The sequence below is a fragment of the Olsenella phocaeensis genome (assembly GCF_048189965.1).
In the GTDB taxonomy this organism is placed as follows: domain Bacteria; phylum Actinomycetota; class Coriobacteriia; order Coriobacteriales; family Atopobiaceae; genus Olsenella_I; species Olsenella_I phocaeensis.
In genome coordinates, this window is record NZ_DBEZHV010000012.1 from 62,218 (window position 1) to 71,378 (window position 9,161).

Genomic DNA, 9,161 nt, shown 5'->3' on the forward strand with positions numbered 1-9,161 from the left:
CATGCCGCAGGCATCCGTCGATGCCTGCGGCATGGCCATGGGCAAAGCCCCCAGATGGAGGAAGGTGGTCTGCATGAGCTCGCGGTTCTCCCTTGCCAGGGTCGTCCCGCCCCTGGTGGTGGCGGTGGTGTTGCTGGGCCTCTTCCCGGGCACCGCGCTCGCCGTGGTCAACCTGGGGACGGTGAGCGTCACGATGCAGGGGGAGGTCTCCCTCGACAGCGGGACGTCCGTGACCGTCATGGCCGCGCCGTCCCCCGCATACAGCGACCAGCTGCCCAACTGCATGGCGGACTTCTGCCCCAGCGGCTGCGAGTTTGGGATGGAGGGCGGCACGGGAACGGCCTGCCTGGACAAGGGAACGGGGCAGTGCACCTGCTTCGGCTATGGCTACAGCCGCTACTACCCGTCCTGCACAGCCTCGTCGTCGGACCCGTCCGTGGCGAGGGCCTCGTGGGGCGGTGACGTGCTGAGCATCAGGGGATGCAGGCCCGGCACCGCCACGGTCACCGTGTACCCGGTCATGCGGCTGTTCACCAGCGAGCCCGCGAGCATCGTGGTGACGGTCAACGAGGTGGCCTCTCCCTCCCAGGACGACGGGGGAGACCCAACCGACACGCCCCCGTCGGGCGGCGGCACGTCCGTCTCGCCGGCGACACCCTCGGGCGAGGCGCCTTCGGGCGGCGGCGTGGCCGCACGCCCCTGCGCCGACTCCTCCAAGACCGTCTCGGTCATATCGTCCGTCAGGTCGTCCCACCCCGGTGGCGCGCAGTGGCAGGGGGGCGGGACGCCTGACACCTCCCGCGTGGCCCCCACCGACGACGGCGGCGTGGCGTCGGCCGACGACACCTTCCACGTGGGCGACGAGGGGGTCAGCGTCCCGGAGCTCCTGGCATCGGTCGCGGGAGGCGACAGGATCCTGGGCCTCTGGGGCGGCGACGACCCCGACGCGCCGCAGTACGTGTGGCAGATACCGGGGGCGAGGCTCTCGCCGGACGACGACCTGGACCTGGACCTCACCGTCACGGACGTGACGTCCGACCCCGAGCTCGCGCGAATCCTGGCGGGAAGGAAATACTCCGCGCTGCACGTCGCGCACGAGGGACCCCTGCCCGGGACCATGCAGCTGTTCTGGCGCACGGCGGCGTCCCTTCCCAACGATGCCGTCGTGGACGCGTACACGTTCGACCCCCCGACGGGGACCTTCACCAAGGTCTACTCCAACCTGATGACGGCAGAGGGCTACGTGTGCCTCAACGCCGCCGTGGGAGGGACCTACGTCATCTCTCCCGACTCGGACCTGGAGGCGCTCGGACCAGGGGGCACGCCCTCCCGGGGCGCGGGCGTCGCCCCTGACGCCGACCGGCTTGGGTCGGGGGTCTCGTGGGTGCTCTTCCTCGCCCTCGGGGTCGCCTCCTCGGGCGTCGTGATAGTGGCCGTCACGCTCGTCGGGCGTGCCCGCCGCAGGGTGGTCGCGCCCGCCGGCCCGGGTGACCTCCCCGTCCCAGAGGCTGATGCAGAGAAGGGAGAGTCGCAATGACGAACGAGTCGTCAACATGGCCCAGGAGGGGGCTCCCGCTTGCCGCGGCGGCGCTCGCGATGGCCCTCTCGCCCCTGGCAACGCCGGTCAGCGCCCTGGCGTACTTCTCCCGGCCCGCCCCCAGCATCGGCGTCCCCGGGTCCATGTCGCTGGCGTCGGGAGACAGCCGGTCGGTTTCGTGCCCGGTGGACCCACAAAGCGAGTCCCAGCTCCCCGGGTGCGGCATGGCCGAGTGCCCGCAGGCCTGCGACGGCCTGGAGAACCCCAGCACCCACGTGGTGGGGGGCTGCCTGAGCGCCGACGGGTGGTGCACCTGCGCCGGCGTCGGCTACTACACCGCCTACACCAACGTGTCGGTGTCGTCGTCGGACCCCTCGGTGGTGCGCGCCTCGTGGAGCGGCGGCGTGCTCAACGTCACGGGATACCGACCCGGCAGCGCCGTGGTGACCGTGTTCGCCGACCTGTCCAAGCACGAGTCCGCATCGGCGAGCTTCTCCGTCTCGGTGACGGGGGAGGACCCGTCGCCCGCCCCCGGGCCCTCCGACGAGGGCGCCTCCCCCTCGGGCCCGTCGGGGCACCAGGGGGGTGGCACCTCCGTCTCGCCGGCCTCCCCCGGGGGGTCGGGCGGCCAGGGAGGGACGTTCACCCGCGTCGGCGCCTCCGGCGGGGGCTCGGGTGCGGGCCAGGTGAGCGTCACCGCCACGAGGTCGGCCCCGGCCACCATCGCGGCCGCCGCGGCCGTCGCGCCGCCGGAGGCGCGTGACGAGGTCGAGATGACCGCGGACGACGGCCACAAGGCGGTCGTGGTGCGCGCCGCAGATGCCGCGTCCGCCGCAGAGGCGCTCGCGAAGGTCGCGGGCACCGACGGCACGTGCACGTTCTGGAGCGGCGGAACGCTGGAGGCCCCCTCGATCAGCTGGATGTACCGGGGCGAGGAGCTCTCGCCGGACGCGAACCTTGCCGTTGACCCCGCGGTCACGGTGAGCGTGGGCGGAAGCGGGTCGGGCGGCGTCTCGCGTCGGCTCGCGGGCGTCCGGGACGCGCTGGTGGTCGAGTTCGCCCATCCGGGGCCCCTTCCCGCCCCCGCCGAGTTCTATGTGAGGACGTCGGGGACCTACGAGGACGGGACGACGGTGGGGCTCTATGTGTACGACGAGGCGACGGGCCGCTTCGACCTGGCCCAGGGGGACGTTCCCGTCAGCGGCGGGTACGCCACCTTCGCCGCCGACTACTGCGCGGTGTGGGTCCTCTCCACGCAGGACCTGGGCGCCCTGGCCTCCCCAGGCGACGGCGCGGTGTCGGCCAGGGAGGTAGACACGAGGCCGTCGAGCGGGCTCCCGCTCCTCGCGGGGGCCGCCGGCGTCGCGGTCGCGGGCGTGGCGGCCCTGCTCGTGCGCAGGCGCGGGCGGCCCTCGACGGAGGCGGCCGGTGACGGTGGCATGGACTCCCAGGGGCCACCTGACGCCGTGGGCCCCTCCACCGATGCGGGGGAGCTTGCCGGCACGAGGGTCCTCGGCGACGACGCCGGTCGTGGAGGGGGCGGTCCGGACGTCAGCGAAGACTAGGGACCTCGCGGCATCCGTGGCGTGCGCGCTCCTGGTGGCGGCAGCGACGGCCGCACCCGTCCCCCTCGCCCTCGCGTGCGGGGGCGAGGGAGAGCCACGGCTCGAGCTGAGGGTCCCCCGGGACGTCGAGCTCGACCGCATAGACGTCCGACCCCTCCCCGTGGAGGTGGCCCCCTCCTCCATCGAGGTGGGACGCTCCTGCGGGATGACGGAGATGTGCGGCCTCGACCCCTGCCTGTGCGGGGCGCGCGACCAGTGGGGCGCGTGCGCGTGCAACGGCGGGCGCACGGAGAGGCCCTCCCTCTGGGTCGGCCTCGAGCGGGAGGGCGTGGTCGCCGTCGCCCGCGTGGGGGAGGTCCCCTACCTGGTGTCGGTGGGCAGCGGGTCGACCGACGCCGTGGTGGTGGCCGACCTCGCGCACCATGGGCGCGCGGAGGGTCGCGTCCGCGTCAGCGTGAGGCCGTTCGGGCCGACGGACGCGCTGAAGCTCGCCGTGCCGACGGCTGCGGTCGCGGCGCTGGCGGCGGCGGTCCGCTCCCGGTTGCGCAGGGGCCTTCGGTAACGCAAGCAGACATGGGAAGGGAGTGCTCCGAGATGAGCAAGAGAACGTGGACGGTTCTGGTGGCTGTGGGAATATCGGCCGCCGTCGCCGTGGCGGTGGCGGCCCAGGTCATGGGCGGGTGCGAGGAGTGCCTGCACACCGACACGGGCATGTGCGTGCCGATGAAGTGCCATTGGACGTTCAGGGCGGTGACCCTGCTGGAGGTCGTGGCGGCGTACTCGTACGCCGGCCTGCTGACGACGGGGGCCAAGGTGGCCCGCCGCTGGACGTCCGCCTCCATGATCGTGGCCCAGGCGGCGACGCTCTATGCCATTCACACGCCCTACATGGGCATATGCGCGAACCCCGACATGCACTGCCATCTCACGGCGCGCGTCTGCACCGTCTTCGCGCTGGTGGCGGTGGTGGCTGCCGCCGTCACGTACGCAAAGGCCGACCCAGACGCCGCCAGCCTACCCAAGCGGGGGCTGTAGACGCATGCTCACCCTGATCAGGCACGCCATAGAGATGCGCCGCACCCAGTCCGTGGCCACGCTCCTCTCCGTCGCCCTCTCTGTGGCGGTGGTCCTCGCCCTCGCCCTCGCGTCCATGGGGGTCCGTGCGGGGATCGAGGCCAGCCGCTCGCGGCTCGGCGCAGACCTCATGGTCATACCCGCGGACGCGGCCGTCGGGCTGGACCAGAACCAGCTCCTCTTCACCAGCGCCCCGGCAAACATGTACATGGACGCCTCCGTCGAGCGCCGCGTGCGCGGCATAGCGGGGGTGGAGCGGGTCACGGCCCAGTTCTTCGGTCAGACCCTGAACGCGAGCTGCTGCTCGGCCTCGAGCCTGGCCCGACTTGTGGGCTATGACGCCTCGACCGACTGGGTCATAGCCCCCTGGACGAGCAAGGCGCTGGGGAGCGCCCTGGGCCCGTCGCAGATCGTCGCTGGGTCGAGGGTGGCGCCCGACTACGTCTCGGGCGGCATGGTCTTGGGGCGTCCGGTCGAGCTGGCGGCCGCCCTGGACGAGTCGGGCACGGACCTGGACGGGTCGATACTCATGGACATGGACCAGGTGCGCTCCTTCGTGAGGGGGACCCCCGAGCTGGCGCACCTGTGGCAGGAGCACGGGGACCCCGACGGCCTCGTCTCGTGCGTCCTGGTGGACGTTGCGGACGGCCAGAGGGACGCGGTGGTCTCGGAGCTCTCGCGGATCGAGGGGGTCTCGGTGGTGGAGACCTCCGATGCCATGGAGAAGGTGTCGGGCCAGATGTCGAGCCTGTTCTCCATCATGGCGGGCGCCGCCGCGCTCCTGGTCGCGGCGACGCTGTTCCAGTTGTTCGCCAGGTTCTTCTCGCTGGCGTGGGACCGCCGCACGGAGCTGGCCCTGTACCGCGCGCTTGGCGCGTCCAGGCGCGAGGTGTCGAGGCTGATCGGCGGCGAGGCCGCCGTGCTCGTGGGCGTCGGGACACTGGTCGGGCTGGTGGTCGGCGGCATCGCGTACCTGGCCGTCCCCGGCATGCTGGCCTCTGCGGGCTCCTTCCCGTACCGGGCGCCGGGCCCCCTTGCCCTCGTGGCGACGGCCCTCGCGGTGGCGGCCCTGTTCGCGACCATAGGCCTCGCCGCGGTGGCGTGGCCCCTCTCGCGCGCGGGCCGCATAGACCCGTCGAGCGCCATGCAGACGGGAGACATCGACTGATGGGGGTGGACGTGGTGCCAAGCCGCGGCGACGGGCTCCTGCGCTTGCGCAAGGTCATGAAGGAATACGACGGGGAGACCATCCTCGCGGGGTGCGACCTCGACGTCGGGGCGGGGGAGTCGGTGGCCGTCGTGGGCGCATCCGGCGAGGGGAAGTCGACCCTGCTCTCCATAGCGGGGCTGCTCCTGACGCCCTCCGCGGGGACCGTCCTGGTCGACGGAACCGACGCGTCGAGGCTCTCGGACCAGGGGCTCTCTGCACTGCGCGCCCGCGCGTTTGGGTTCGTGTTCCAGCATACCCAGCTGGTGGGGTCCCTCAGGGCCATAGACAACATCCTGGTCCCCGCCTGCTTCGGCGGCGCCGACATGGCTGCGGCGGCCGAGCGGGCGGCGGCCCTGATCGAGCTCCTCGGGCTGTCGCATCGCGCCAACCACTTCCCCCACCAGCTCTCGGTGGGGCAGAAGAGGCGCGTGGCCCTGGCCAGAGCGATGGTCCTCTCTCCCCTCGCCATCGTGGCCGACGAGCCCACCAACGACCTGGACAGCGCCTCTGCGGGCATCGTCGAGGAGGCGCTCCTGGGATACGCAGACGAGGGGCATGCGGTGCTCGTGGCCACGCACGACATGGCGCTGGCCCGGTCCGCCTCGCGCGCCGTGAGGCTCCGTGACGGCCGCCTCGCGCCCGCCGGGGACGCGGAGCTGGAGGAGGGGGCGCGGCGATGCTCGAGGTGAGGGGGGTGACGAAGCGCTACGGCTCCTTCGTCGCCATCGGAGACGTGAGCCTCAGGGTGGAGGACGGTAGCGTCTACGGGCTTGTGGGCTACAACGGCGCCGGAAAGACCACGCTGCTCAAGACCATCGCCGGCGTCTACCTCCCGGACGAGGGGGAGGTGCTCCTGGACGGCTGCCCCGCGCACGTCCGCAGGACCTCCGCCAGGACGTTCATCGTGGCCGACGAGCCCTACTTCCTCCCGCAGGCCACGCCGGACTCGATGCGCGACTACTACCGGGGCTACTACCCCGACTGGTCGGACGGGACCTACAGGAACCTGCTGAGGCTGTTCGACCTGGACGGTCGGGCCAAGGTGGGCGGGTTCTCGAAGGGCATGCAGCGCCAGGTGGCGATCCTGCTGGGGCTCTCGACCGGAGCTAGGACCGTGCTCCTGGACGAGAGCTTCGACGGGCTCGACCTCTCCAAGCGCATCCTGCTCAAGCGCCTGTTGCGGCGCTACGCTGCCGTGCGGTCGGCCTGCGTGGTGCTGAGCTCCCACAACCTGCGCGAGCTCGAGGACGTGGCGGACAGGCTGGGCATGATCGAGGGCCATCGGCTCATATTTGACAGGACGGTCGAGGAGCTGCACGGGGACTACCCCGGGCGCTCCCTGGAGGAGATATTCCTCGAGGAGGGGGAGGTGCGGGACGATGACCTCGATGCGGTCTTCATCTGGTGAGGACGACGTCCTGGCGTCCTCGTCGCTCGCGAGGCGCGCCCGGGGCGGGTCGGGGGCGCGCGGCGGTCGCGGTCCCGGGCGCGGCCGTCGGCCGTCGGCCGGCGGAGCGCGTCCGGGCGCGGGAGGGCTGCGCTGGTCCCCGCTCGTGCGGCACGACCTCTCGGTCGCGCTCCGCCAGGTCCTGCCCCTCATGCTCGCGGCGGTCGTCTTGCTCGTGGTGGCCATGCCGGTGTCCACGGCGGCGATACCTGACGTCTCCATACTCAACCTGGACTACACGCACGACCAGATGAAGTTCAGGTTCTGGCTGGACGACCTCACGTACCCCGTCGTCCTGGGCGTCGCCCTCCTCGGCGTCGCGCTGGGGATGAGGGCGTTCGGGTTCCTGCTGGCAAAGCGCGAGGCCACGGCGGTCCTCTCGCTTCCCCTCCCGCGGGCGACCCTCTTCGCCACGCGGGCCGTGGCCTGCGCCATCGCGCTGGTGCTGGGGATAGGCCTTCCGCTCGCAGCCTCCCTCGTGGCCAACGTCGCCGCGCTGGGCGTGTGGCCGGGCTTGTTCGGGCAGTTCGCCTACGTCCTGTGCGGCCTCCTGCTCACGGGGGGCGTGGCCTGCGCCGTGGGCGTCGTGGCCTGCGCCGTGGCGGGGACGTCGTTCGAGGCCGCGTCGCTCTCGGCGGCGCTCCTCTCGGGCGTCAGCGTGGCGGCCTGGGGCGTGAACGCCGTCATGGACTGGATGCTCCTGGGCAACGCCTTCGGCGAGCGCCTCTCGGGCGGCCTCCTGGTCTCGGCGTCGCTCGTCGACGTGACCGCCCCCGCCAACCCCTTGCTGTTCTTTGCGGGGGAGGCAGCCCGCCACCACTCCTTCGTGGTGCAGCATCCCGTGTACTACCCCCTGCCCGGCTCCTGGGGGCCCCTCGCCCTCTGGCTCCTGGCCCTCGTCGCCCTCGTCGCCCTGGGCTGCCTCCTGGTGTGCCGACGGAGGGGCGAGGCGGCCGGCATAGCCGGGCTGGGCGTCGCGCTGCCGCTGGTGGTGGGGGTCGTCGTGGGGCTCGCCGCCTTCGGGGCCACCTTCACGCTCGTTGCGCGGGTGGGGGTCGCTGCCGCCGTGGTCGCGTCGTTTGCGGTGTTCCTCGCCGTCTCCCTCGCGCTGCTGCTCGGCCCGTTCAGGGGGCGCGCGCCCATGCGTCGCACGATGTCGATCTTGGCCGCCGAGACGGCGGTCCTGGCCTGCGTCATGCTCGCCATCGGCACGGGTGGCCTGGGCTACTCGTCCGCGGTGCCGGCCGCGGACGAGGTGGAGTCGGCGAGCGTCTCGTACGCGGGGTCGCCGTCCTACCTGGCCACCAGGCTCGACGAGGCGAAGGCCGGCAACGGCCCCTACTATTACCACGCCACGTACCGCTTCGAAGACCCCGAGTCCATAGAGATCGTGCGCTCGGTGCACGAGCAGCTCATCTCGTCGGGCTCCTCTCCCCTGGGCGAGGACCGCCTCGACTTCCCCGGCAGCGTCATGCCCTACGACGTGGTGGTGCGCTACGCGATGAGGGACGGACGCCAGGTCGTGCGCTACTACGACAGGGCGCCCATGCGCGCGCTGGGGGCCATCTGCGCCCTGGACGGGACCGCGCACGGCCGCGAGCTCGCGCGCGCCGCGGTCTCGGGAGATCTCTCGGCGCTGGACGACGAGGCGGCCGCGGGCCTGGGCCCGTCTCCCTCGAGGCAGGCCTTCGCGAGGGGCGACATCTACGTCTCTGACAGGCTCTATGCGAACCCCATGCTGGTGAGCTGCGACGCGCAGGCGCGCGTCGAGCTCCTCTCGGCGCTCGCGCAGGACGTGGCGGAGCAGGACGTGGAGGACCGCTACCACCCCCGGGGCACCTGCCGGGGCGTGCTGATGTTCTCGCAGGCGGGACAGTCCGACGCCGAGTCGTTCTCGTACAACGTGGAGAACTCGGTGGTGTACCTGACCGACGAGTTCCGCCGGACCCTCGGCTGGCTCGAGGAGAAGGGCCTGGGCCAGTACCTCTCGCTCGAGGACGAGGCTTCGGCGGTGGGCGAGGTCACGGTGCAGCGCTACGCCCCCTTCGACGGCATGAACGCGTTCACCGACCCCCAGAGCGTCTACTTCATGGGGTATCGCGCCACGACAGGCAACCGCTTCTTCTGCATGCAGGACTTCGGGACCAGGTTCTCGACGGACGACCCGGCGCAGGTGCGGGAGCTCCTGGGGCTCGCCCGCAACGCGTACTACCTCGATGGCGGGGCCTTCCTCGTCTCTGTGAGGCTCGCGGGACAGCAGGCGTACACCTACCTCGCGATCCCGGCCGACGAGGCGCCGGAGTGGCTCGTGCGGGCGGCGAGCTGATG

The 9,161-nt window shown here is 72.1% G+C and carries 8 protein-coding genes; all 8 read left to right on the forward strand.

Going from position 1 to position 9,161, the window contains the following annotated elements:
* The first annotated feature begins 73 nt into the window (after positions 1-73).
* Genes ACMPH2_RS06390 through ACMPH2_RS06425 form a run of 8 tightly spaced genes read left to right on the forward strand, consistent with a single transcriptional unit; the run spans position 74 to position 9,159 of the window.
* The gene (locus ACMPH2_RS06390; protein WP_417118943.1) at positions 74-1,537 is read left to right on the forward strand and encodes a hypothetical protein; all 1,464 of its coding nucleotides are present in this window, start codon (positions 74-76) and stop codon (positions 1,535-1,537) included.
* Entirely contained in the window at positions 1,534-3,102 is a 1,569-nt protein-coding gene (locus ACMPH2_RS06395) for a hypothetical protein (RefSeq protein WP_417118944.1), read from the forward strand. Before ACMPH2_RS06390 ends, ACMPH2_RS06395 begins: the two co-directional genes overlap by 4 nt.
* Before the next feature lie 16 nt (positions 3,103-3,118).
* On the forward strand, positions 3,119-3,664 hold the full coding sequence (locus tag ACMPH2_RS06400) for a hypothetical protein (protein WP_417118945.1): 546 nt from the start codon (positions 3,119-3,121) through the stop codon (positions 3,662-3,664).
* A 32-nt stretch (positions 3,665-3,696) separates the two neighbouring features.
* Entirely contained in the window at positions 3,697-4,137 is a 441-nt protein-coding gene (locus tag ACMPH2_RS06405; RefSeq protein ID WP_417118946.1) for a DUF4418 family protein, read from the forward strand.
* Positions 4,138-4,141: 4 nt separating this feature from the next.
* The gene (locus ACMPH2_RS06410) at positions 4,142-5,344 is read left to right on the forward strand and encodes an ABC transporter permease (protein ID WP_417118947.1); all 1,203 of its coding nucleotides are present in this window, start codon (positions 4,142-4,144) and stop codon (positions 5,342-5,344) included.
* Positions 5,344-6,075, forward strand: a complete 732-nt coding sequence (locus ACMPH2_RS06415) for an ABC transporter ATP-binding protein (protein WP_417118948.1) — start codon at positions 5,344-5,346, stop codon at positions 6,073-6,075. The genes ACMPH2_RS06410 and ACMPH2_RS06415 overlap by 1 nt, the downstream gene beginning before the upstream one ends.
* A complete protein-coding gene (locus ACMPH2_RS06420; RefSeq protein WP_417118949.1) occupies positions 6,063-6,794 on the forward strand; it encodes an ABC transporter ATP-binding protein in 732 nt (243 codons plus the stop codon). The genes ACMPH2_RS06415 and ACMPH2_RS06420 overlap by 13 nt, the downstream gene beginning before the upstream one ends.
* Complete coding sequence (locus ACMPH2_RS06425; RefSeq protein WP_417118950.1) at positions 6,766-9,159, forward strand: hypothetical protein; 2,394 nt, start codon at positions 6,766-6,768, stop codon at positions 9,157-9,159. Before ACMPH2_RS06420 ends, ACMPH2_RS06425 begins: the two co-directional genes overlap by 29 nt.
* Positions 9,160-9,161: the final 2 nt, after the last annotated feature.

Bases quoted from the DNA above. Each gene is read 5' to 3' on its own strand.
- ACMPH2_RS06390 (WP_417118943.1), top strand. From the start codon at position 74: ATGAGCTCGCGGTTCTCCCTTGCCAGGGTCGTCCCGCCCCTGGTGGTG.
- ACMPH2_RS06395 (WP_417118944.1), top strand. From the start codon at position 1,534: ATGACGAACGAGTCGTCAACATGGCCCAGGAGGGGGCTCCCGCTTGCC.
- ACMPH2_RS06405 (WP_417118946.1), top strand. From the start codon at position 3,697: ATGAGCAAGAGAACGTGGACGGTTCTGGTGGCTGTGGGAATATCGGCC.
- ACMPH2_RS06410 (WP_417118947.1), top strand. From the start codon at position 4,142: ATGCTCACCCTGATCAGGCACGCCATAGAGATGCGCCGCACCCAGTCC.
- ACMPH2_RS06415 (WP_417118948.1), top strand. From the start codon at position 5,344: ATGGGGGTGGACGTGGTGCCAAGCCGCGGCGACGGGCTCCTGCGCTTG.
- ACMPH2_RS06420 (WP_417118949.1), top strand. From the start codon at position 6,063: ATGCTCGAGGTGAGGGGGGTGACGAAGCGCTACGGCTCCTTCGTCGCC.
- ACMPH2_RS06425 (WP_417118950.1), top strand. From the start codon at position 6,766: ATGACCTCGATGCGGTCTTCATCTGGTGAGGACGACGTCCTGGCGTCC.